Origin of the sequence: Psychroserpens mesophilus, from assembly GCF_050617655.1 — a bacterium.
In the GTDB taxonomy this organism is placed as follows: domain Bacteria; phylum Bacteroidota; class Bacteroidia; order Flavobacteriales; family Flavobacteriaceae; genus Psychroserpens; species Psychroserpens mesophilus_A.
Genome location: NZ_JBODQC010000003.1, coordinates 396,140 through 420,907, shown reverse-complemented (window position 1 = coordinate 420,907; position 24,768 = coordinate 396,140). Strand labels below are relative to the sequence as shown.

The 24,768-nt window shown below is 33.1% G+C and carries 23 protein-coding genes; 5 read left to right on the top strand and 18 right to left on the bottom strand.

The window, feature by feature from the left end; all coding sequences use genetic code 11:
- Positions 1-17 precede the first annotated feature (17 nt).
- Positions 18-716 carry an RluA family pseudouridine synthase gene (locus ACRHNM_RS08565; protein ID WP_431135613.1) on the top strand — a complete coding sequence of 233 codons (699 nt, stop codon included), beginning with the start codon at positions 18-20 and terminating at the stop codon, positions 714-716.
- A 67-nt stretch (positions 717-783) separates the two neighbouring features.
- Here the strand turns inward: ACRHNM_RS08565 and ACRHNM_RS08560 are convergent, their stop codons facing one another.
- The 14 genes from ACRHNM_RS08560 to tilS form a co-directional block, all read right to left on the bottom strand.
- Positions 784-1,602: a sensor histidine kinase gene (locus tag ACRHNM_RS08560; RefSeq protein WP_431135611.1), complete on the bottom strand. Its 819-nt coding sequence runs from the start codon at positions 1,600-1,602 to the stop codon at positions 784-786.
- Positions 1,554-2,264 (bottom strand): hypothetical protein, encoded by a 711-nt coding sequence (locus ACRHNM_RS08555; protein ID WP_431135609.1) that lies wholly within the window; start codon positions 2,262-2,264, stop codon positions 1,554-1,556. Before ACRHNM_RS08555 ends, ACRHNM_RS08560 begins: the two co-directional genes overlap by 49 nt.
- A gap of 11 nt (positions 2,265-2,275) precedes the next feature.
- Positions 2,276-2,788 (bottom strand): hypothetical protein, encoded by a 513-nt coding sequence (locus ACRHNM_RS08550; RefSeq protein ID WP_431135607.1) that lies wholly within the window; start codon positions 2,786-2,788, stop codon positions 2,276-2,278.
- Between the two features lie 91 nt (positions 2,789-2,879).
- On the bottom strand, positions 2,880-3,728 hold the full coding sequence (locus tag ACRHNM_RS08545) for a biotin-dependent carboxyltransferase family protein (RefSeq protein ID WP_431135605.1): 849 nt from the start codon (positions 3,726-3,728) through the stop codon (positions 2,880-2,882).
- Positions 3,721-4,455, bottom strand: coding sequence for a 5-oxoprolinase subunit PxpB (gene pxpB / locus ACRHNM_RS08540; RefSeq protein WP_431135603.1), 735 nt, complete (start codon positions 4,453-4,455; stop codon positions 3,721-3,723). The genes ACRHNM_RS08545 and pxpB overlap by 8 nt, the downstream gene beginning before the upstream one ends.
- A gap of 3 nt (positions 4,456-4,458) precedes the next feature.
- Positions 4,459-5,193: a 5-oxoprolinase subunit PxpA gene (gene pxpA / locus ACRHNM_RS08535; RefSeq protein ID WP_431135601.1), complete on the bottom strand. Its 735-nt coding sequence runs from the start codon at positions 5,191-5,193 to the stop codon at positions 4,459-4,461.
- A gap of 2 nt (positions 5,194-5,195) precedes the next feature.
- Positions 5,196-6,422 (bottom strand): Nramp family divalent metal transporter, encoded by a 1,227-nt coding sequence (locus ACRHNM_RS08530; RefSeq protein ID WP_431135599.1) that lies wholly within the window; start codon positions 6,420-6,422, stop codon positions 5,196-5,198.
- Positions 6,415-7,533, bottom strand: coding sequence for a DUF2891 domain-containing protein (locus ACRHNM_RS08525; protein WP_431135597.1), 1,119 nt, complete (start codon positions 7,531-7,533; stop codon positions 6,415-6,417). Before ACRHNM_RS08525 ends, ACRHNM_RS08530 begins: the two co-directional genes overlap by 8 nt.
- 41 nt (positions 7,534-7,574) lie before the next feature.
- On the bottom strand, positions 7,575-9,113 hold the full coding sequence (locus ACRHNM_RS08520) for a YifB family Mg chelatase-like AAA ATPase (RefSeq protein ID WP_431135595.1): 1,539 nt from the start codon (positions 9,111-9,113) through the stop codon (positions 7,575-7,577).
- Positions 9,114-9,183: 70 nt separating this feature from the next.
- Complete coding sequence (locus ACRHNM_RS08515) at positions 9,184-11,541, bottom strand: DUF7619 domain-containing protein (protein ID WP_431135594.1); 2,358 nt, start codon at positions 11,539-11,541, stop codon at positions 9,184-9,186.
- A 172-nt stretch (positions 11,542-11,713) separates the two neighbouring features.
- Positions 11,714-12,676, bottom strand: coding sequence for a YheT family hydrolase (locus ACRHNM_RS08510; protein WP_431135593.1), 963 nt, complete (start codon positions 12,674-12,676; stop codon positions 11,714-11,716).
- Between the two features lie 38 nt (positions 12,677-12,714).
- Positions 12,715-14,340, bottom strand: a complete 1,626-nt coding sequence (gene ade / locus ACRHNM_RS08505) for an adenine deaminase (protein WP_431135591.1) — start codon at positions 14,338-14,340, stop codon at positions 12,715-12,717.
- A gap of 1 nt (position 14,341) precedes the next feature.
- Positions 14,342-15,577, bottom strand: a complete 1,236-nt coding sequence (locus tag ACRHNM_RS08500) for a T9SS type A sorting domain-containing protein (protein WP_431135589.1) — start codon at positions 15,575-15,577, stop codon at positions 14,342-14,344.
- Positions 15,574-16,902, bottom strand: coding sequence for a tRNA lysidine(34) synthetase TilS (tilS, locus tag ACRHNM_RS08495; RefSeq protein ID WP_431135587.1), 1,329 nt, complete (start codon positions 16,900-16,902; stop codon positions 15,574-15,576). Before tilS ends, ACRHNM_RS08500 begins: the two co-directional genes overlap by 4 nt.
- Positions 16,903-17,022: 120 nt before the next feature.
- On the opposite strand from tilS, the gene ACRHNM_RS08490 reads away from it, so the two are divergent.
- The gene (locus tag ACRHNM_RS08490) at positions 17,023-17,715 is read left to right on the top strand and encodes a hypothetical protein (RefSeq protein ID WP_431135585.1); all 693 of its coding nucleotides are present in this window, start codon (positions 17,023-17,025) and stop codon (positions 17,713-17,715) included.
- Here the strand turns inward: ACRHNM_RS08490 and pabB are convergent.
- On the bottom strand, positions 17,712-19,013 hold the full coding sequence (gene pabB / locus ACRHNM_RS08485) for an aminodeoxychorismate synthase component I (protein WP_431135583.1): 1,302 nt from the start codon (positions 19,011-19,013) through the stop codon (positions 17,712-17,714). The genes ACRHNM_RS08490 and pabB overlap by 4 nt on opposite strands.
- Positions 19,014-19,114: 101 nt before the next feature.
- Here pabB and ACRHNM_RS08480 point away from each other — a divergent pair, with 101 nt between their 5' ends.
- Complete coding sequence (locus ACRHNM_RS08480; RefSeq protein ID WP_431135659.1) at positions 19,115-20,467, top strand: DEAD/DEAH box helicase; 1,353 nt, start codon at positions 19,115-19,117, stop codon at positions 20,465-20,467.
- A gap of 112 nt (positions 20,468-20,579) precedes the next feature.
- On the opposite strand, the gene ACRHNM_RS08475 is transcribed toward ACRHNM_RS08480, so the two are convergent.
- The 3 genes from ACRHNM_RS08475 to ACRHNM_RS08465 form a co-directional block, all read right to left on the bottom strand.
- Positions 20,580-21,407 (bottom strand): mechanosensitive ion channel family protein, encoded by an 828-nt coding sequence (locus tag ACRHNM_RS08475; RefSeq protein WP_431135582.1) that lies wholly within the window; start codon positions 21,405-21,407, stop codon positions 20,580-20,582.
- A 201-nt stretch (positions 21,408-21,608) separates the two neighbouring features.
- The gene (locus ACRHNM_RS08470) at positions 21,609-22,181 is read right to left on the bottom strand and encodes an RNA polymerase sigma factor (RefSeq protein WP_431135580.1); all 573 of its coding nucleotides are present in this window, start codon (positions 22,179-22,181) and stop codon (positions 21,609-21,611) included.
- Between the two features lie 166 nt (positions 22,182-22,347).
- Entirely contained in the window at positions 22,348-22,770 is a 423-nt protein-coding gene (locus tag ACRHNM_RS08465) for a MotA/TolQ/ExbB proton channel family protein (protein ID WP_431135578.1), read from the bottom strand.
- Between the two features lie 224 nt (positions 22,771-22,994).
- Between ACRHNM_RS08465 and ACRHNM_RS08460 the strand changes: the two genes are divergently transcribed.
- Positions 22,995-24,014, top strand: coding sequence for a sensor histidine kinase (locus ACRHNM_RS08460; RefSeq protein WP_431135576.1), 1,020 nt, complete (start codon positions 22,995-22,997; stop codon positions 24,012-24,014).
- Positions 24,007-24,744, top strand: a complete 738-nt coding sequence (locus ACRHNM_RS08455; protein ID WP_431135574.1) for a LytR/AlgR family response regulator transcription factor — start codon at positions 24,007-24,009, stop codon at positions 24,742-24,744. The genes ACRHNM_RS08460 and ACRHNM_RS08455 overlap by 8 nt, the downstream gene beginning before the upstream one ends.
- The last annotated feature ends 24 nt before the right edge of the window (positions 24,745-24,768 follow it).

Below are 24,768 nucleotides of genomic sequence, written 5' to 3'. Positions count from 1 at the left end.
AAAATATAAATCAATTCGTGACAGAAAAAATTCATTCCAATAAAAATAATCTTCAGGTTCTCTACGAAGACAATCATATTATTATTGTGAATAAACGTGCTGGTGATATTGTTCAAGGCGACAAAACCGGAGACAAGCCATTGAGCGATGTTGTTAAAGCATATATCAAAGATAAATACAACAAACCTGGAAATGTATACTTAGGTGTGGTACATCGCTTAGACAGACCAACAACTGGCATCGTAATGTTTTCAAAAACCAGCAAAGCCTTACCTAGATTAAACAAACTCTTTTCAGAAAAGAAAGCAAACAAAACCTACTGGGCAATTGTAAAACAAGCTCCAGAAGTTCTTCAAGGCACTTTAATTAACTGGTTGAAAAAGAACCCAAAAAACAATAAATCTACAGCTTATAACAAAGACATTAAAGATACTAAGAAGGCCATTTTGCACTATAAAACGCTCAAAGCTTTAGATAATTATACGCTTTTAGAGATTGAACTGGAAACGGGAAGACATCATCAAATCAGAGTGCAATTGGCCAGCATTGGCTCTCCAATAAAAGGAGATTTGAAGTATGGATTTGATCGCAGCAATAAAGATGCGAGTATCAGCTTACATGCCAGACGTTTGCAATTTACACATCCTGTCTCTCACGAACCAATTGACGTCACAGCTCCTTTGCCTGACGATTCTATTTGGAATGCTTGTGAATAAAAAAGTGAAGAGGATTGTTTCTTTACCACTAATAATTATGAATTGGTAAAAAGTAGCGCCTTAAGTTTTAAACAAAAGGATATTCTATACTTAATGTAACTCCTTCATCAGGTTGTGACACTAAATCAAATGTAGCATTAATCAACTCGGCTCTACTCTTCATATTAATTAATCCTGCACCTTTTTCTACAGAAGCCAAATTAAAACCAATACCGTTATCAGAAGTTGTAATTACCAGCTTAGTGTCTTTGTAATCCAGATTGACATCTATACGATCAGCTTCAGAGTATTTAACTGAATTAGAAAAGAACTCCTGTAAAATTCTGAACAGTATGATTTCATGTTTTTTATTATCTAAATCTCTTTTAACACCTGTAACATGTAATTCTGCTGAAGAAAACTTCATACGTTCTAGACGATTCATCTCATTGATGATAGCATCTTCTAAACCCATACTCAGTAAGACTTCATTATTTAGAGATTTGGATAATGAACGTACCTCTTTGAGACTTTCCTTTACACTACCCGAAACATCTTCAATATTACTTTTTAAGTCTTCTGGTACTTTAGGAGCTATCATTTTTAGCTGCATGCTTGCATATGCTAATAACTGACCAACATTATCGTGTAATTCCCAACTAACATGCTTTAACGTTTGTTCTTGAATTTCAGATTTAGTACGAGAAATTTCTTCATCAAAAGCTTTTTGCCGCTCAATTTGATCTAACAAAAGTTTATTTTTTCTCTTTTGAAAGGTTACAAAAAAAAGAATAATCATTGTAGACAAGAGCAACAGAGCAAAAATGACATAGCCAATTAAAGCAATCTCTTCTTTGTTTATTTTGTGCGCTTCCTGAGCGAATACCAAAAACCGAACGTAATACATGAATAGGTGAAAATGTTAATATATAACAATAGTAATGTTCTGAAATTTACAAATTCTGTATTAAAGGGCAGAAAATAATTGTTATAAATAAAAAGTGGTGTTGCGCACAAATGCCACAATAGCAAAGCGACGCTTATATAAAATGAAGGTAACTTATAATATTGAAGAATAAAATCACTATTCATCAATTCTACAAAATAAAGAATAACGTAAATAGACACAATAATAGATGCTAGAATGTTATCATATGGTAATCCATATCCTAGGAAAGCCTCTGTAAGCGTATAGTAAAATAATGTAAAAACACTGTAAATAATTACAATTAACCGAATAAATAATTTAGATGTCGTATTAGAAATTAAGTCTGTATAAAACACACCTAAAAAACCAATAGCTAAAAATGAGTAAATATTATACAGCCACGAATTTTGACAAAACTCACTATTCTTCCAAGAGATAAACCAGCTGTAATCATAGTTGTTTTGCAATATAGTTTTGTAATATCCTAAAACTTCTACAGTAACTGTAATCCATAAAAAAACAACGAATATCTTTAACTTCTGATTTTTGGTTCTATGTAAATACACAGAACCAAAAACAGCAGCTGTAATTTCAAAGAATTTAGTTATATACGATCGGTTTTCATATAAAAATTCATTCAAACCTTCATTTATTATTGAGGATAGTTAGCACCTGGAGGATCTCCATCTTCACCGCGATTTAAACCATTTCCGCCGTCGATATCCTTACCACCTCCTCCTTTTTGGAAAAACATCATACTTCCTTCAGATGAGTTTCTGTAACCTGTTGGAACGATTAAAAAAGTAGAATAACCTGGAGTTTTGTCTATAGCAGAATGAGCGCCAGGATAAATTCTGATACCATCCATAGTATAACCTAAATCTCCTGCTTGTATTTTAGCCAAAGTAAGAAAGTTTTCCAAATCTTCTAAAGCATACCAAGATGATCGGTTATCACCTCCTTCATCTCCTTCAAAAATAGCATTATTAATAGCCTGATACCTTGGATCGTACGCTTGAGTAAGTGTTTTAATCTCAGCTGGTTTTATTAAGCCTTTTGGTGGTGTTGGATCTGTTATATTTATAGGTTCTTCTTTGCAGCAATAAAAATACATTGCTAAAGCCCCTAAAATAAATCCTAAAATAAGTAGTACTAATTTTTTCATAATTGGTTAGTTAGAATTAATTGCATTGCCTAAAGTATTGAAAATCTAAACATAAAACCAAAAAAACAGTAGAATTCTAGGCTTTTTCTTACTAATCGATGCATTTCAACCTAAATTTTTCCCCAAAAATCTTTTGGGATAATTGGCTAATTGAATGCTCTCTAACTTGCAATACCCTAGGGTAACCACCTGTAGTCTGGGAATCTCGCATTAAAAACATTAATTTTCCAAAAGGTGTTAACTGTACCGTTCCAGGCAGTACTAGTGAGGTAATAATTGATTCCATATTATTGGCAATGACTTCTTTAACTTGGTATGCCATTCTATTACTATCCTTTGATACTGTAAATTCTGTCTTAAAAAGCAGTTCTTGCTGTACTTCAGACAAGTAATCATACTCTAAGCCTTTAAAAACTTCAATTTCATCAACTTGAAAATGAGTTTTATCTATTTTTAGGGTAGCATAGGCATTAACACTTGATTCATTGTTTTTAAATATAGAAAGCCGATCACCAGTTTTTAATCGTGATTTTGAGGTAATTTGCTGATACATGCTAAAACTGTTCATGACAAACTCAGTCTGAAAACCGCTTTTAACTGCCAAATAACTTCTACAACCATAGTTTCTTTGTCCAAAAGACAATACATCGTTTTCATTAATTTGAATTCGCGTGTTCATCTTTATTGGCGTGGCATTTAACTTCGGGTTAAGATCTGCACCAGACAAAGCAATTTCGGTAGCACAATGAAATTTTAACTGAGGTCCAAAAATTGTTATTTCTAACACAGCATTAGTTACTGGATTTCCCAAAATAGTATTTGCGACTTTAGCCGAAACCAAATCCATTACTCCAGAAAAAGGCACACCATACTCTTGTACTCCAAAGCGACCTAAGTCTTGAATAGTATCATATAAACCCGTTTTAAGTACTTCAACCATCTATGACCTCATGTTCTAAGTTATAAGTTCCGTTTTGAACTGCATTTAATACTTCATGGTATGTTTTCATATCAATTGGAACAAACTGTATGGTATCTCCAGCTTTTGCAAAACAAGGTTGGTTATTTTTACTATTAAAAAATTCCAGTGGTGAATTTCCTATAATATGCCAACCTGCCGGACTGGAATTTGGATAGATTCCTGTTTGTTGATTTCCTATCGCAACTGCACCTTTTTTTACCTTTAATCTCGGACTATCTTTACGCGAAAAAAACAGCCGTTTATCGAGTCCACCTAAGTATAAAAAACCAGGTAAAAATCCGATAAAAAAAACAGTGTAAACGGCTTCAGAATGCATCCTGATAATGTCTGTTTTTGAAAGTTGCTTTTCTGTCGATATTGTTTCTAAATCAATCCCAAATTCATCATCATAACACACTGGAATTTTCCAGTGCCTCAAGGCATATTTTTTCATAGTTTCTCGACTGGAATATAGCGCTTTTAATGCTAAAATACCATCATAGACATTATCAATAGCTCTATTATAAATAATTAATATCGAGTTATATGCGTTATTTACTTGAAGTATAAATTTAAATTTTGAATTTAAAAGATAATTTTTAAAAATCAATACGCCATTTAGTATATTACCATCAATTTCATGAGGCCATTGCACCAAAATTGAACGTTCAGAAAAACGATGATATGTTAATTTATAATCTTTCAAAAGTTATAAAATATGTATAGAATTTTCCTTCAATTTATGTGTTAAAAACTTCAAATTCTCAACTACATTTTCATGATCTCCATGAACACAAAAAGTATCCACTTTCAGCTTCTCTTCTACACCACTTTTTGTCTTTACTTTTTGATCTGAAATCATTTTAAAAACATGCTCAAAAACCTGTTCTTTTTTATGAATTATTGCCTCCTTATTTTGCCTGGAAACCAATGTCAAATCTTCGTTATAATTTCTATCTGCAAAACCTTCATACATAACTTTTAACCCATCTGTTATTGCGATTTTTGAAATCATAGACTGATAAGGCGCATAAAGCGTTAAGTTTTTATCAATACTATTGATCACACTAACTACAATTTGGGCTGTTTTTTTGTCTACGGATGCTAAATTATACAAAGCTCCATGGGGTTTCACGTGATGTAACTTTAAATGTATTGGTTTTAATACCTCAATCAAACTCGTAATCTGCGCCTCTAATGATTTATATAAAAGGGAGTATGATATTTCAAGGTTTCTTCTTCCGAAGCCTTCTCTATCAGGAAACGATGGATGTGCTCCAATTTTAACTTTGTGTTTTTTAGCTAACAGTGCAACCTGTTTCATAGTTTCATTATCTCCTGCATGCCCTCCACAAGCAATATTACATGACGATAAATAAGGCATCAACAGAGCTTCATTGCCAACACCTTCTCCTAAATCACAATTGATATCTATTTGCTTCATTGTTATATGATATTAAAGACTTTTAAAATACTTTTCGTTCCTAAAAATACTGCTATTGTTAAAATAGCAAAGCCAAAAACATTTTGCAACACTGTATTTTTATGCACACCAAGTAATAACGATTTATTCATTACCCAAAGCAAAAAACCAGCAATAACAGGCAACAATAAACCATTAGCCACCTGAGCAAATTTGATAATCTCAATTGATTTAAAACCAATGGAAGAGAACAAAACTCCTAATCCTAAGATCAACATCCAAACCAATCTAAATTGTTTTGATTTCATGTTAGAACTCCAGCCCAAACACCCTGAAGCCACATAAGCTGCCGCTAAAGGCGCTGTAATAGCACTTGTAATTCCTGCAGCAAACAATCCGACTGACAAAAATATTGAGGCATAGTTCCCAAAAAGAGGCTCAAGACCTTTTGCCAAATCTGCAGCATTATTGATTTCAGAAGAATTGATAGCGGCTGCTGAAATTATAATACACATTGACACAACTCCTCCTAAAACCACAGCAACAATCGTATCTTTTCGAGCAAATTTAAGATCTCTTTCATTCTTCCATTTTTCTTTTACTAAAGATGCATGTAAAAATAAATTATAAGGTACAACAGTTGTTCCAACCAGAGCTATAACCGTTAAAATACTATCATTAGAAATTTTTGGAATAAATAATCCTTTAAACACTTGAGCCAAATCTGGCCTGGTCATTAGCGCTGTAATTAAAAATGCCAGACTCATAAAAACCACTAAAGAAATCAAGGCTTTCTCTAAAACCTTATAATTACCAATGTAAAGCAATATAAAAGCAATTATCCCAATTAAAATACTAAACAGGTTCAAGCTTAAAGAACCTAACTCAATAGTTTGATTCCCAAATAAAGTCTCTAACCCTAAAATGCTTCCACTTATATTACCAGCTTCATAAGCCGCGTTTCCAACAACAATTGCTGAAAGTATTAAGATAATGGCTAATATTCTTAATACAGGATTGTGAATTTGTGAACGAATGACTTCAGACAACCCTTTTTGAGACACAACACCTAAACGCGCTGCCATTTCCTGTAAAACTATGGTTGCCAAAACAGACAATACCATTGCCCAAAGTAATGCAAAGCTAAAATTAACACCAGCAAGCGTGCAAACAGTGACTGTTCCTGGTCCTATAAAGGCTGCAGCCACTAAAGGTCCTGGTCCAATATTTTTAAACCAGCTTTTAATCACGTTCAACAGAATTTAAGGCATAAATCGCAAAACTTCCTAACCAATGACCACCTTCGTAACTATCACCAACAATACCAGGCAACGAATAATTGATATGCTGATTCGCTATATTTTTTAAATGATTGTATTCTGGTAAATCTTTTGCAATTTCATTTAAACTCCATGCTCTGGAAAAGTTCACACCATCGAGATGCACTAATTTTCCATCAGTTCTATCGCTCACTTTTCCAGTTTCAATACTAAAATCCTTCTCTTTCAATTGAGGCAAGAAGCTTGACAACCAAGCTTGAAATTCTTCCGAAGATAGCACACGTTTCATTAATGCAGCTTCCTCTAAACAAGGCGACAGAAAATCAAATCCACTTGGCTCCCATGACAATGGACAACCAGCATCATTAGTATAAAAATCTTTTGCTCTCTGCTCTATAAGCGACTTCAATTCTGTATTCCCAACCGTTTTAGCATAGTCGTAAGCGAATGAGAGTCCGAATGCTGTATTTGGATGCTCTCCTACACGAATTGGATAATTAAGTTTCGGAAGGAATTCTAAATATTTATCGACGATTAAATCCGTTAATGGTTGCAAATTTTGCTCTAAAACCCTTGCGTTAGGATCATCCCAAGTGTGCAATTCTTCCGCTAACTTTAACAACCATGCCCAACCATAAGTTCGCTCATAAGTTGTGTTGTGTTTTCCGAAGAAATAAGACACTTCCGCTTTTATGTTATTCTCAGATATATTCTCAAACAACATCGCCATAGTTTTATCACGATTATTTAGCTCAGGAAATTGCTTTAGTAAACTCACCAAACTCCAGTGACCATGTACTGCAGAATGCCAATCGAAGCAACCATAAAAAGCAGGATGCAAAACTTGAGGTGATTGTAAATCTTCGCCACCATCAATGACCTGATTGAGTTTGTTTGGGTATTCGGTTTGAATGCAATCTAATGGTAATTGCGCTAAACGATTGGCTTCTTCTAGGTTTAAAACTGGAATAGCAACTTGTTTGACTTCAGCTTTCTGCTCAAGAATTGTTGTCGCTTTGTTTTCAGAACTATTGCAACTTATACCTAAAGCCACAATACAAAATAAGTAAAAGTTTTTCATGTTATAAATTTAAGGTTTTAAACCATAACATCATTAGTAATTTACCCTAACCAACCCTCACGATCCATACTTCGGTATTGAATCGCTTCACTAATATGAGAACCATTAATAGATTGCGATGCTTCTAAGTCAGCAATAGTTCTAGACACTTTTAAAATACGATCATAAGCTCTAGCTGATAAATTTAAACGCTCCATAGCTGTTTTTAGCAATAGCATAGATGCATCATCCAACTTACAATACTTACGAATTTGTTTCGTATTCATTTGCGCATTATAATGCACACTGTCAGAAGCTTCAAATCGCTTTGTTTGAAATTCACGAGCAGCTGTCACACGCTTTCTAATCTCTACGGAAGACTCGCCTTTACGTTCATCTGATAATTTCTCAAAAGGCACTGGAGTCACTTCAATATGTATATCAATTCGGTCTAATAAAGGACCAGAAACCTTACTTAAATACCGTTGCATTTCAGCAGGAGACGACATCACAGGCGCATTTGGATCATTAAAATAACCACCTGGACTCGGATTCATACTAGCCACCAACATAAATGATGATGGATAAGTGACTGTAAACTTAGCTCTAGAAATGGTAACTTCGCGATCTTCCAAAGGTTGACGCATCACTTCTAAGACTTCACGTTTGAATTCTGGCAATTCATCTAAAAACAACACGCCATTATGTGATAATGAAATTTCTCCTGGTTGCGGATAACTTCCTCCTCCGACAAGAGCAACATTGCTAATCGTGTGATGTGGACTTCTAAAAGGTCGCTGCGCCATAATTCCCGAATGCGCTTTAACTCGACCAACAACAGAATGTATTTTTGTAGTTTCTAAAGCCTCCTCTAAAGTCATAGGAGGCAAAATACTAGGCAAGCGTTTGGCTAGCATCGTTTTTCCTGCGCCTGGCGGACCAATCAAAATGATATTATGTCCACCAGCTGCTGCGATTTCCATACAACGTTTTATGCTTTCCTGACCTTTCACATCAGAAAAATCAAACTCCGGAAACTCTAAGTTTTTGTAGAACTCTTCTTTGGTGTTGATTATTGTTTGTTGAATCAATTCATCCTTATCAAAATGATTAATTACTTCTTTGATATTCTCTACACCAAAAACTTCTAACCCATCAACAATAGCAGCTTCTTTAGCATTTTGCTTCGGAAGAATAAAGCCTTTAAAACCTTCCTCCTTCGCTTTAACAGCAATAGGCAAAGCGCCTTTTATAGGTTGCAGATTTCCATCTAAAGACAATTCACCCATAATGAGGTATTGTTCTAAGTTTTCAGCTTTGATTTGTTTTGTGGCAACTAGAATTCCGATAGCCAAAGTGAGGTCGTAGGCAGAACCTTCCTTACGCAAATCGGCTGGAGACATGTTGATAATGATTTTCTTCCCAGGAATTTTATACCCATTATTTTGTAGTGCAGCAGCAATGCGGAAATTACTTTCTTTAATGGCATTATCTGGCAAGCCTACCAGGTGATAACCAATACCAGAATCGACATTTACCTCAACGGTTATGGTAGTCGCTTCAACACCAAATACTGAGCTACCGAATACTTTTTTGAACATATACAGAATATTTACTCAAATATAGTTAATATTCTATAGACTATAATATTTAGAAGTTGCTAAAACAGATTTAATTTTTTGCAAAACGAATCACCTGTTCGGTATTCTCTGCTTGAATGTTTAGGAAGTATATACCATTTGACAAACTCTCAATATCTAAAGTAATGTCTTGACTTAAATCTAAATTATCAATGGTTTTTAAACGTCTTCCGTTAATGTCAATAATACTAATTTCACTAATACCAACTTTACTTTGTATCGTTAGTTTTGAATTTGCTGGATTTGGAAATACTAAAAACATGTCCTTCTCAAATTCAGAAATAGATAATTGTTCTTCAACAATTTCAGTAGATATAGTATCTGTAATTATTGGTGCGTTAAAATCGAAATAAATTTTAGCTTCGCCAGTAATAATATCTCCAACAACTAGATCACTTTTTGGTTTAATTTTAAAAATAAAATAACCGCTACTTCCTTGGTCATCATCTTGTTGCGCAGGTAAATCAATATTTTCAAAAAGAATCTCTAAGTTGTTTCCTCCTGTTACTTGTGCATTATAGTCATGGCTAGCATCTACAGGAGCTAATGTACTCCAATCAAGGTTATCGTTCAACTCATCAGTTACTAAGACATTTATAGCACTTGCTGTACCAGTATTTTGGAACCTTATTGTATAAATTAAGTATTCGTCTATATCATCGATATAAACTTCTTCACCTTGCGCTACAAGTTTATCATTTGGGTCAAATGAATTGACAACAACCTGAGACCTAACACATACATTATTCTCAGGAAAATCATCTGTTACATCTGGTGTTGCTGTTAAGGTGAAATTCAAGACATCACCACCATTAACAATTGGCGGAGCAAACGTCATCATAGTAATCAATATTTGCTTTTTTTGAAGTGGAACTAAATCGTTATATGAAAACACCAAACTATTACTAGTCTGACTGACAGGAACTTGAGAGGCACTCACAAAACTCTGTTTATCTCCGTCAAATTGAAATTCGATGGTACCATTAGATAAGTTAGATCCATAATTTGGCACATTGATGATGTAAGAAGTTTCGTATCCAGGTCTTGAGTCTTGTGTTAAACACATATAAGTCGATACATTTGAAACACTCTGATTTGCTGTAAAGCAAAAATTCTGAAAAGCCGTATTCCCAAAATCTGTATATTCTTGCGTAGAATTAAGAGGATCTACATCAAATAAACTCAAAAACTCTATAGCTTCGGTATTATAGATACCTGTGCCAACCACTACTGCATATTCTCCATTTTCATTAGTAAATGAAGCAAATTCATCAGTTCCATCATCGCTATAAACCATCATATTTGGAACAGGATAGTCGTCTGGATTACATCCATTTTCGTTAAAATCGAATGATAATCTCCCTCGTATTATATTATAATCTCCATTTGGATTCTCACAATCTTCAGTTAACACCGTATTACTTGAATAATCAAAATTAATGGTTGCATAACCTATATTGTCAACACATATATAATCTAGATTAGGACTATTCTCTACTTGAAATTGACTCATTGAACTATTTTGACCATTTCTAGCATTTATAAACTGAAGATTAGGGCATTCATAAGCTTTAAATGATAACATAAGCGGGTTTTGTGAAAAATCAATAGTTGTTATTGGCGTTTCATTTAAATGTAAATATTGAAGCTCTGGATTGTTTGACGTATTAATATTTTGAATTGAAGAACCATTCAAAAGCAAGCGATCAATTAGTGGGTTTTGAGATATATCTAAATTAGTGATTGGACAGTTAATCACCTGTATTAGCGTTAAATCAGGATTATTAGAAACATCAAGACTTGACAACTGCGTATCACCAAAAAACACACGTCCAAGATTGATATTATTAGACAAATCTATATGTGTAAATTGTGGAGTATCTACAATTGTTAGTAATTCCAGATTGATATTATTACTAACATCAACAGTTTCAAAAGCATTATAACCTGTTGTAAATTCTTTTAAATTAATATTTTGACTTAAATCAATATCACCAAGCCAGTTAGCTCTAATAATTAAAATCTCAAGGTTATTGTTTTGGCTTAAATCTAAATCAACCAATTGATTAAAACCTACATTCAAATATATAAGGTTAGTGTTTTGAGATAAATCTATTTGACCTAAACTATTAAATGATGCGTTTAACTCTTCAATATTTATAAAAGATTGAATACCTTCTAGATTAACAATACTCTTATTTGCAACACTCAATGCTCCTATAAAAGCATGAGCTTCTGTTACTTGGATTTCATCATCTCCATTGGTATCAATAACAGGACTGTGATTTAATATTGCATTTTTAAAATTAATATCTGGAATATCAACAATTTGAGCAGCACCTATGTGAGTTAAAAATAGTAAAGCAATTGTAAAGTAAAATGATTTCATAAAACAAAATTTAGAAATCTAAGAAACCACTTTATATCAATACTACAAAATCTACAGTTAGTTTTTTATGAATCTAACAATCTGTTCACTATGCTCAGATTGAATTTCAAGAAAGTAGATACCATTTGATAAAGTATCAATATCTAAAGTAACGTCTAAACTTAAGTCTAAATTATTTATAGTTTTTAATAAACTCCAAAGCTCGCTGTTCGTTATAATAAATATTATTCTTTTGAATAAATCCAACATGACCTCCAAATTTTGGCATTTCCAAATACAAATTAACATTGTGTTTTGCCTCTTTTACTGGAAAACACTCCGAAGACAAAAACGAATCATTTAAGGCATTTATAAGTAAGGTTGGAACCTGAATGTTTTTCAGAAATTGCAAACTGCTGGATTGTTCGTAATAATCTAATGCATCTTTAAACCCATGTGCTTTAGACGTATAAACCTCATCAAAATCTCTTAAAGTTTTAATTGAATCAATCTCAGTATTACTTATTTTATCAGGAAATTGTACTATTTTTATTTTCAACTTATCAACCAAATGCTTTTTAAACCGAATGGCGAAGGCTTTATTTTTTGGCTTGTGCAGTTCTTGAGCAGAACCATTCAAATGCACAGGAACTGAAATGGCAATTGCCGACTTGATCTGCTCTGGGATTTTTCGATTTTCACCTAAATATTTAAGCGTGATATTTCCTCCTAAACTAATCCCTTTAATATATACTTTAGAATAGCCTTTTTGTTCAATACAATGCTTTACAACATCATCTAAATCGTTCGTTGCTCCAGAGTGATAACTATGATAAAACCGATTATCCTCTCCACTACAACCTCTAAAATTTACACAAACTGCATCTACTCCATTTTGATTGAATAATTTTGCTGGTCCTGTAACGTATGGTCGTTGCGCATGCCCTTCTAATCCATGAAGTACTATAATCACAGCATCAGATTTACGTTCAGCATAACTCCAGTCTAAGTCTAAAAAATCATTATCTCGCGTTACTATACGCTCACGCTGTTGCTCTAATCCTTTTACCCTTCTAACTAAACCCGAATATACAGTTGCTATAAATCCGTTTTTAAATTGAAATGGAGGCTTGTAGGTAGATTCTAGGATTGGCATTTAAATGTATGTTGTGAAGTGGTTTGTTGCTTAGTCATTTATGAATTAACTTCAAGTGACGTAAATTTAAAGTCTTTTCCGTTAAACAAGCCTTTATCACTCAATTTTAACGAAGGAATCACCAACAAAGCCATAAACGATAACGTCATGTAAGGTGCATTTAGCTGGCTTCCCAATTGTTTTGCCATCACATCTAACTCCGCATATTGTTTACCAATAGTTTCACCATCCCGATCACTCATAATTCCAGCTACTGGAAGTGGTACAATTTTTTCCTCTGAATTTGAAACTGCACAAATACCTCCTTTGTTTTCTATGATGAGATTTACAGCTTTACAAATCATCTCGTCTGAAACTCCAACAGCAATGATGTTATGAGAATCATGTCCAACAGAGGACGCTATTGCGCCTTGTTTTAATCCGAAGTTTTTAATGAATGCCATAGCTGGCTGATCGTTATTGTAACGATTAACAACAGTCATCTTTAAGATATCGGTTTCTGTATTTGACACCAAATTACCGTTTTGAATCGTCGCTTCTTCAATCAATTCATTGGTAACCAACTGTCCTTCGAGTGCTTCAATGACTCTTATTTGATTTGTTTCGGAAGGGACTTTGAAATCAACAACCTGCTTTTTGCTGGTATTGAAGTTATTAAGGGTTTCAAAAGCTACAGACTTTAACTTAGAGTTTCCATTATCGCTCAGCAATTCGCCATTGATATAGGTTTTGAGGACTTGAAACTCTTTTAAATCTGAAACCACAATGCAGTCTGCAGCATCACCAACTTGCAATAAACCAACGTCTAAATTATAATGCTTCACAGGATTTATACAAGCTACTTGGAGTACTTTAAATACATCAATACCTTTAGCAACAGCTCGAGCACATAATTTATTAATATGATTAATGATTAAATCATCTGGATGCTTATCATCACTACAAAACATCATGTTTTTATAATGCTCGGGAAGCAAATCGATTAAAGCTTCAAAATTCTTGGCAGCACTGCCTTCTCTAATGAGAACTTTCATCCCTTTTTGAAGCTTCTCTAATCCTTCTTCATATGTAAAACACTCATGATCTGTTGTAATTCCAGTATTGATATATTTCCTAATGTCATCACCAACAACTCCAGGTGCATGGCCATCAACAGGTTTGTTATACTGTTTTGCCCAAGCTATTTTTCTCAAAACTTCTTCGTCATCAAACAGAACACCAGGATAATTCATCATCTCTGCCAGATATTTGATTTCCGGATTTGCCATTAAGGATCTAATAGCATCAGAATCTATAATAGCTCCAGCAGATTCAAAAGAGGTTGCTGGTACGCAAGAAGGTGCTCCAAAATTGAATTTAAAAGGTGTTTGTTTTCCATTTTCTATCATAAAATGCACACCATCAACACCAAGTACATTTGCAATTTCATGAGGATCTGAAACCGTTGCAACCGTTCCGTGATTGACAGCAATTCTGGCAAACTCACTAGGCACTAACATTGAACTTTCGATATGAATATGCGCATCTACAAAACCAGGAAGAATATAATCTTCTACAGTATGCTGTTTCTCTTCAATAGATGCAATCACACCTTTATCAATCGTGATTTCTCCTTTAAAGATTCGTTTGTTATAGATATCAACTATTTGTCCTTTTAAAACCATATTACTGCTTGATTATATTCTTAAACTCAACGCCTTTAATCGTCTCTACTTTAATGACATAGAACCCAATAGAAAATAACTCTGTATCAATATGAGTTTCCATAGCAACTGACGTTGTCTCTAACACTTTTTGCCCATGACAATTAAAAACTGTAACCTTTTTAATTCTGTCGTTAGACTGAATACACAATTTATCTCTAAATGGTACAGGAAACACTTTTACCTGAGCTTCTAAATTATAATTATCTACACTTAAATCACAGTTGTCACTTACAACGGTTTCAGTGTATCCCAAAACATCTAATTCCGTTTGAACTGCATTAATTTCAAAATCATCTGCACAAATAAATTCTAAATCGGGATTCATAAAAAATCCTGAATAGGTCATAAAAGCAGTCCCATTTTTAATATTTGCACTACTTAAATTATTGTTTTGGACTATCAATTCGAATACATCTGGATTATTACTAATATCTATTTCGGTTAGAAGATTATTAGACAAATATACTGAAGCTAAATTAGGATTCTGACTCAAGTCAATTGATAACAAATTGTTATTATCTACAATTAAGCTTTCTAATAAAGGGTTGTTTGTGATATCTAAAACCGAAAGATTTGTATTAGAAGCCAGCAACCATATTAACAATGGATTACTTGTAACATCAATCTCTGATAATTGATTTTGAGAACAGTTAAGTGTTTCTAAATTCACATTAGAGGTTACATCCAAGTCTGTTAACAAGTTGATATAACATTCAAAATTTTTAAGATTAGTATTAAGCGTGACATCTAGCTCTGTGATTTGATTTTCATTACAATACAAATTTTCTAAACTGAGATTATTACTAACATCAAGTGCTGTTAGTTCATTTCCATAGCATAATAAGTCCGTTAAATTGGTTAATGCAGAAATATCCATTGTTTCAATATAGTTAAACGTCACATTCAGATATGTTAAGTTTATAAAATTTTCAAGCCCTTCAACAGACACAATGTTTTGATTCCAAACTCGCAACCCTTGAACACCTAATGCTTCAGATAACTGAATCTCGTCATCATTGTTTAAATCGACCTGACTGCTAAAAACACCGTTGCCATTAAAATCGGCACAAGCTGTGTTTAATAATGCATTTTTGAAATTGGCATCAGGTATATCAATAATTTGTGACCATCCGAAATAGATGTTGCACATCAAAAATGTTAGTAATGTAACTTCTTTAGGTAATCTTATACTCATTGCAATGTGATTTTTAAAATCTGTTTTGTGTTTTTGTTAGCGATAAATCGTTCATCTGCTCGCATTCCGATAATCCAAACGATGTTATCTTCTGAAGTTAGCAACCAGACGTTTTCCTTATCTAATAGAGATAATTTTTCATCTTTAAAATACTTACTAAGCTTCTTTTTCCCTTTCATTCCTGATGGATAAAACACATCTCCATCCTGCCAGCGACGTAATTTTAGAGGGAAGTTTAATGCATTTCTATCTACAAACAGAGTTGTTTTTGAAGGTTTATAAACGTCGTCAGCTTCATCAAAACACAAAACTCCAAAGGGCGTTTCTACTATTTTGTCAGTCTCACTTACTGGAATAATAGCTTCGCCTGCATTTCGACTGCACTCAGTGTGATCTAGACCTGTTAAAATCAAATGTGTTCTGTCTTTGATTAAACGATGTGTATTTGAAAGGACTTGTTTTCCAGATTGTGCATCTAATAAATTAACCACGTCGTTCCATTCTGTAAATCCGTACGCTTTAAACAATTCAAACAGGTAGGCTTTTGGGTTATTGACCTTTTTAAATTCTGAAATTTTATAGGTGATTCGATACTCATCAATCGTTTCAATAGCACGTTTTGTAACAGCATTCAGACTTTCATTAACTATATCTGCTGAATCGTTTAGGTGTTCGAGTGTTTTTTTAAAATTCTGAAGCAACTCTGAATTTGCTTTTTTTAATTGAGGAATCACATGATGGCGTAATGTATTCCGAAGGTATTTATCTGAAGTATTACTGCTATCCTCTCGCCATTTTAAATGATGGTCTTGAGCATACAGTTCTAGCTGTTCTCTTGAAAATGGCAACAATGGCCTTACTGTATTTTTATTTATTTCAGGAATACCTGTCAATCCGTTGAGACCTGTTCCTCTAGTTAAATTGATAAGGAATGTTTCCAGGTTATCATCTGCATGATGCCCAGTTAAGATGTAATCAAAATTCAAATTTTCAGCCAAATCAAAAAACCAATTATAGCGTAGTTCACGAGCAGCCATTTGAATCGACATTTTATGAGTTTCAGCATAAACTTCCGTATCAAAATATTCAACAAACACCTCTAAATCTAACCTTTCTCCTAATTCTAGAACAAAATGTTCGTCTTCATCGCTTTCCTTTCCACGCAACTTAAAATTACAATGCGTTAAAGTGATATCAAGTTCAAGCGCATGACATAAATGGGTTAAAACAACACTATCTAATCCGCCAGAAATAGCTATTAGCAGCTTGCTGTTTTTAAGGAAACTCAGGTTTGCTTTAATGTGATTATTAAATGCTTCAATCATAAGTCAAATATACAACTTTGCTTTACTATTAAACCCAAACAATTTGATTGCTAATGATATTTATCATATTTAAATACTGAGATATATTTTAAATTTAGTTCAACATTAAAATCGGGAGTTATGAAAACTTTAAATGACATTCAAAACAAATCAATTCAAAATGAGTTTGACAAAAAAGTGCTTTCTGCTTCGCAACATTTACAGGCTTATGTAAAACATCGACTCTATATCGCTGAATCTACAGGGATTTTACCAAAAAACATGTACACCTCTACTGATTTGATTGATACGAGTATTTTAAAATTATATGAATCTGGTTATAATATTGATGATGAAGCACTTGCCATTAAGCTTAAGCTATTTTATTTTGCTGATCAGGAATTAGATACCTTATTTAAAAATGAAGCCTTTCATAAAAACACTGTAAGTACAAATTCTATTTTAGAAGAAGAATTAGATGGTTTGGATGAACAATTCTCTGTTGATGCCGATTTAGATTTAATCATGCAGGAAGATTTTGATGACATTTCTTATATTCAAGATCACAAGCATAAACACTTATTTTTATATTCAGACAGCAATAGTAATTTATTAGAAACTTTCAATATTCAAGATATTAGTCTTAAAAACACACCAAAAGTTATAGGAGGCTTTTACAGTTGGGTTCCGACACAAATTGCAAATATTGTTGATTTACATGTTTTTGGCAAACTCAATTTTGAAGACATTTCAAAAATCAAACACATTGAAGTATCCAGACTAGAACGAATTTTTAAAGCCATTCAAAAAAGTTTCAGGAAAAACTTAGGCTAGTGTTCTAAAACCTCACGCATAGCCTTTGCTTTCAACAAACATTCTTCGTACTCTTTGAGCGGATCACTTTTTGCAGTAATTGCGCCTCCAACAGAATATGAGACATATTTTTCTGTATCGTTATAAAGAATACTTCTAATGACCACATTAAAATCGAAGTCATTTTCTGGAGTGAAATAACCTACAGCTCCAGAATACAATCCGCGTTTGGTTGCTTCAAGTGCTTCAATAATTTTCATTGCTGAAATTTTAGGAGCTCCTGTCATGCTTCCCATAGGAAATGTGGTTTTTATCACATCTACTGGATGCGTTGTTTCGTCTATTTGAGAGGTAACAGTCGAAATCATTTGATGCACCTGATCGAAAGAATAAACTTTACAAAGCTCTTCAACGTTTACACTCCCTTTTGTAGCTGTTTTAGACAAATCGTTACGCACTAAATCAACAATCATAATATTTTCACTTCGCTCCTTTACATCTTCAAAAAGCGCTTTTTTAAGTTCATCATCTTCGTCTTTGTTTAAAGACCGTTTCGCTGTTCCCTTTATTGGTTGCGATGTTATTTTGTGTCCTTCTTTTTTTATGTAGCGCTCAGGTGAAGCTGAAAGCAAATACTTATCGTATAATCTTAAAAATGTTGCAAAAGGCGGATTAGAAATCTGATTGAGATTGTTATATATCTCTAAAGGATGAATTGTGGTATTTTCAGCATAAAACTCCTGACAAAAATTAGCCTCATAAATATCACCTCTATGAATGTGACTGAGCATAGTATTGACTTTCTCGAAATACTCATCTTTATGAATTCTCAGTTTTATTTTGATATCATCCGAGACACTACGACTTTGTTCAGAGTGACAACCATCTATGTTATCAATCTCTTTTAAATCGTCTTCAATTTCATCTGAAACCACATTCAAATAATGAACCTCCAGTGTGTTTCCTTTTAAAAAAAATAGCTTTTTTGGCTGAAAAAAACACAATTCAGGAAACTGTAAGCCATCAAAATTTCTAGAGACCAAGTCTTCAACATCATTCTTTAAATCGTAAGACAAATAACCAAAAACCCAGTCTTTAGTACTTGATTGATAAGTTTTAAGCTGCTCAAAAGCATCGTAATAATCGGTTTGAATACTCGTAAAAGCATCGACTGCCATAACGGCATCATAGCTGGCATACTTATGCTTGTAATTGTTAGAATCTAACCAGACAATTTCTTCAAATTTCTGACTCCATAGCAGCAACTGTTTTTTGAAAGTTTCCGGATTAGAAATATGTACAGATTTAAGACTTCTCAAGACGTTTTAGATGAGTCACAAAAATACTGAATTAAAGCGATGCAGAACAAGTCTGTTTTTCCAAAGTAAAAAATTACCTTTGCATCATGGAAAACGATGCCATCTCTTTTGAAGATTTAAATTTAAACACGCCTTTATACAATGCGCTAGGCGACTTAGGCTTTGTAAAACCAACTCCTATTCAGGCTGAAGCATTTAATCTTGTAGCTTCCGGAAAAGATGTTGTAGGTATTGCGCAAACAGGAACTGGAAAAACGTTTGCTTACATGTTGCCTATTTTGCGTCATTTAAAATATTCTACTCAGGACAATCCCAGAGTACTTATCTTAGTACCAACCAGAGAACTCGTTGTTCAGGTTGTTGATGAAATTGAAAAATTAGCAGCTTACATTAACGTTAGAGTTTTAGGTGTGTATGGTGGCACAAATATTAACACACAAAAACAGGCTGTTGCACAAGGACAAGATATTACTGTAGCCACTCCAGGACGTTTATTTGACCTTGCCGTTAGTCATGTGTTACAACTAAAGAGTATTCAAAAACTGGTCATTGATGAAGTTGATGTGATGTTAGATTTAGGCTTCAGACATCAACTACTCAATATTTTTGACATTTTACCTGAGCGACGACAAAACATCATGTTTTCTGCAACTATGACAGAAGATGTTGATGAATTGATTACAGATTTTTTCATCAATCCCGAACGCGTTACCATTGCAATCTCTGGAACACCACTTCATAATATTGAACAGCAACGTTATGATGTTGCTAATTTTCACACCAAAACAAATTTGCTGGAACATTTGCTGCAAGACACTGAAACTTATAACAAAGTTCTTGTTTTTGTCGCTTTTAAAAGATTAGCTGATTTACTTTTTGATGAATTAGAAGAACGTTTTCCTGGTCAATCCTGTGTCATTCATTCTAATAAAACACAAAATTACAGGCTTCGAAGCATTGAGCAATTTAGAGCAGGCGACAACAGAGTTTTGATTGCTACAGATGTGATGGCTCGTGGATTAGATATAGAAAACATTAGTCATGTCATTAATTTTGACACGCCTAAGTTTCCAGAAAACTATATGCATCGTATTGGAAGAACAGGTCGTGCAGAGCAACAAGGTCATGCACTCACCTTCTCTACTGAAAAAGAACAAGAAGCGATTGAAACCATTCAGGAATATATGGACATGAACATTCCTTTAATTGAGTTTCCTGAACATGTTGAAATATCTAAGCAATTAATTGAAGAAGAGCGTCCGCAAATTAGAGAACGTAACAATCCTACAAAACGCACAGCAGACGATGTTGCTGGACCTGCTTTTCATGAAAAGAAAGACAAAAATAAAAAAGAGAATTTAGGAGGCTCTTATAAATTTAAAATCGCAGCTAAATACAAAAAACCTAAAACCAGAGGTGATAAAAATTACAACAAGCGTAATAAGAAGAAATAGTTATTAGTTAGATAAAAAAAATCCCTTTTCAAATTAATGAAAAGGGAGGCGAAATATCTTCAAATCGTTAAAGCCATATAATTAGAAACCAACCTTTAACCCTAAATTATATTCAGTCAATAACTTTTATCTGATTTTCCACTATATTTTTAATAGGCACTATAAGTTTACCTTCTGAATTTTTTAACACCACAGAAATGTTGTTTATAGAATCTACTTCATAAACTTTATTTTCAAATTCTATTTTTTTACCTACTTCATACGTCTTTCTTGTATAAAACGTTCTTAATAAATCGGCAACCACTTCACGAGCTCCTAAACCAAATGCCAAGGCAAATGACAACAAAAAAGCAGCAAGAATCATGGTGAGATTACTCGTAATGATTTCTGTATTAACACCTGCTTGATTTAAAGCGGTTATTGAGATGAATATGATTAACAGAAAAAATACGACTTGACTAATCATTTTTCCACCAGACAAATCCATGGATTCAAAAAAGGATTTCAGTGCGTTTTTTACAAAGTTTGCAAATAATAAACCCAATGTAAATATGATAAGTGCAACAAATAATTGTGGTAAATACGCTAGGAAATTACTAATTTGTTCAGAAATAATTTTAAGATTCAGAATGTCAGAAACCACAATAAGTAACATAATATAAATCACCCATTTCACAAAAGTGGATACAATTTTTACAGTATCAAAGTTGAGTTGTTTACCCTCTATGATTTCAATCTCATTTAATTTATCATCCAGTTTATTTGCTTTGGCAAGTTTTAAGGCTTTTCTAATTAACCTAACAATAATTTTTGTGACTAACCAACCTATTAATAAAACAACAAGAGCTCCAATAATACTTGGGAAAATCTTTGTTATTTCAAACCACATTGTAGTGAGCGATTCCATGGCTATATTTTTATATTCTGTTACTTGATCCATTTGTTTGATTTTTTATTAATAGCTATTATTTCTTTTCTCTTTTACTCATTACTGTTTCGATAACATCTCCTAAATTATAAGAGAACAGCTCAGCCAATTCCATCAATAATTTTGCAATGGCAATATCGTTCATGACCTTGGATTTCAGCTCTGGCGGAACTGACCTCAATGGCTTATCTATGTCTTTAAAAGGATTTTCCATTACACAAGGTTATCACTATAAACAGTTAACAATTTATCCTTAGCCCGTTTGATTCGCATCTTAACGGCACTTTCTCCAATATCTAAAACACTTTCAATCTCTTTTATAGAAAGATTATCCTGGTATTTTAGCAACAGTATCATTTTTTCATCTGGCGAAACGAGTTCGAGGGCTTGTTTGAGTTTGTCTAATCGCATCTCATTAAATCCCTCGTCGCTTGGCTCTTCAGAAATATTTTCAATATCTGCATAATCTACAGATTGCTTTTCAAATTTTTTAGCTGTATTTCTTGTGACATAATTCACACAATGGTTATATGTAAATGCATACAGCCATGTTGAGAATTTCGATTTCCCTTTGAAACTAGCCAGTTTAACAAATAGTTTCAAAAACACATCTTGTGTTAAATCTTTAGCCTCGTCTTCATCCTTAGCAAAACCATAGCATTTATTATACACTAAATGTGCAAACCGATCGTACAACACTTCGAATAGTAAAGTATCATTGTTTTTCACAATGTTGCTCACCAGTTCTTCGTCAGACTGCTTATTAATTTTTTCTAAGGGTTCCAAAAATATTGGATTGATTATAAAAGGTTATCGTTAAGACACGCTCATTCAAATTAAGTCACATTATAATAACATATGTTTTCAAAATTAGCATAAGTTCATGCGAAAATTACATAAAAAAAGCGAGGCTATCAGATAGTCTCGCATTAATAAATTTGATGAATAAAAACTATTCGATTTTTGATTCATGTTTTAAAACAGATCTCAAAACTAAGATTCCAATACGAGCGACTACAAATGTAAAAAGTCCGAATGTTGCTGTTAATAAAGACACTTTTAAACCTCCAGCAAAAATAGCAGGATCAGGATTTCCCATAGCCTCAACAGAATCAAAAGCAGTAATTAAACCGAGAACAGATCCCAAAAATCCCACAACCAATCCTAATAAACTGGAATCTGCAGTAAGCCGGAGCATTTTTGCTGATTTCTCAGAAACTTTTTTAACATTAGAAAAACCAATCACAAGAAATGCAATTGATAACAACAAACATATTAATATAAGTGTCATAAAGAAAGGACCTCCATCCATAAGAATATTCATAAAAATAGTAAGATTCAATACGCTATTTAAAGCAAGTGTTAGTGTCATCATAGTTTTTAAATTTAGTTAAACATATTCAAACTTAAACATAAGACGACCTCCTTTTTCTTAAATGCGACCAATAACCATTTTAAAACCTGATTCTACAAGTTGGTTAAAAAGCTTGCTAAATTGGTCGTTCATCTCTAATTCGTTTCATTCAGTGAAAAATATGGTATTATTGCATTATCGTTATGTTTACAAGACAATTGATATTAAAGAAATGCGGACAAATCATGTTACACCTCTTTTTTTGGGTAGCTGTCTTATTCTTTTTTACTAATGTTTTTGAAGTTGACAATGCCACTTATAAAGACACGTTTAAGTTTTCACTTTTTTTAATGCCAATTACGATAGCTACGACTTACGTAGCTACTTACAAATTAATTCCAGATTATTTAATCACTAAACAGTATTGGCGTTTTGCACTTTACACTAGCTATACTTTTATTATTTCTTTGTATTTACTATTTGTTTCAATTTTTTTTAGTCTGATTTATATTTCAAATTTTGAATATACCAATATGAATCCGCTAACTAAAAATATACTGTTTATCATGACAGCAGTCTATCTTATTGTAATAGTGGTAAGTGCTTTTAAACTCTTAAAACTGAATCTCAAACAAGCCTCAAAAACCAACGCTTTAGAAACCAAAATATTAGACACTCAGTTAAAGCTGAAAGAACAAGAACTCAACTATTTAAAAATGCAAATTCATCCGCATTTTTTATTTAATACATTAAACACCATGTATGGCTTCGCTTTAAAAAAAGCTGATCAAACTCCTGACATGATTCTTAAGTTGTCTAACTTATTAGATTACCTGTTGTATCAGGTTGAAAAACCTTTCGTTTTATTGTCTGAAGAAATTGCTCACATTAAAGATTATATCGATTTGGAAAAAATGCGTTTCAACGACACCTTACAAGTTAATTTTAAAATTGATGTGGCTTCAGAAACCGCTAGAATTGCTCCTATGCTTTTACTTCCGTTTGTAGAAAATAGTTTCAAACACGGAAGCATTACCGATGGTAAACTTACGATTAACATTCAGCTTATTGCAGATTCAAATTCCATTGATTTCAGCATACAAAATTCAAACTCTGAAAACAATACATCGCAACTAGGCATCGGATTAGACAATATTAAAAAGCGCTTGGAATTATTATATGCGAATCAGTATCATCTCGACATCAAAAATGAAGATGGAGTCTTTTCAGTACAACTTCAACTAAATACAGGAAAACATGACTAAAAACCACAGCATTTCCTGTTTAATTGTAGATGATGAAGCTATTGCCAGAGAAATCATTGCAACACATGTATCGAAAATTAATAACATACGAGTCGTGGCAAGTTGCAGCAATGCTATTGAAGCGTTTAATTACATAAGCAACCATAAGATTGACCTTGTGTTTTTAGACATTAATATGCCTGAAATTTCTGGAATTTCATTTGCGAAGTCCATTAACAGTAATATTAAAGTCATATTTACAACAGCTTACAGAGACTACGCAGTAGAGGGTTTTGAACTTAAAGCTGTTGATTATTTATTGAAACCTATTTCTTTTGAAAGATTACAAAAAGCGCTTCACACCTATTTTGAGATTTATGGTACAAAACAATCTTCTGTCACAACAATAAGTGAGAATTCTGAATTCATTTTTGTGCGTTCTGAGCGGAAAATGATTAAAATAGATTTTAATGATATCATCTATATTGAAAGTTATAGTGATTATCTGAAAATTCATTTAGATCCTTCAACTGCAATCAGTACAGGTGCAACTGTAATCACCAGAGAAACGATTTCGTCTATTGAAGCAAAACTTCCGAAGACATTGTTTTTAAGGATTCACAGGTCGTATATTATTTCTGTATCTGCTATAACATCATTCACACACGAACATATTACGATTCAAAATAAAGCATTACCAATAAGCCGAACATACAAAAAGGAAGCCTTACGTTTTTTAGAAAAATTCTAAACCATTCAATAAATCTTCAAAAAA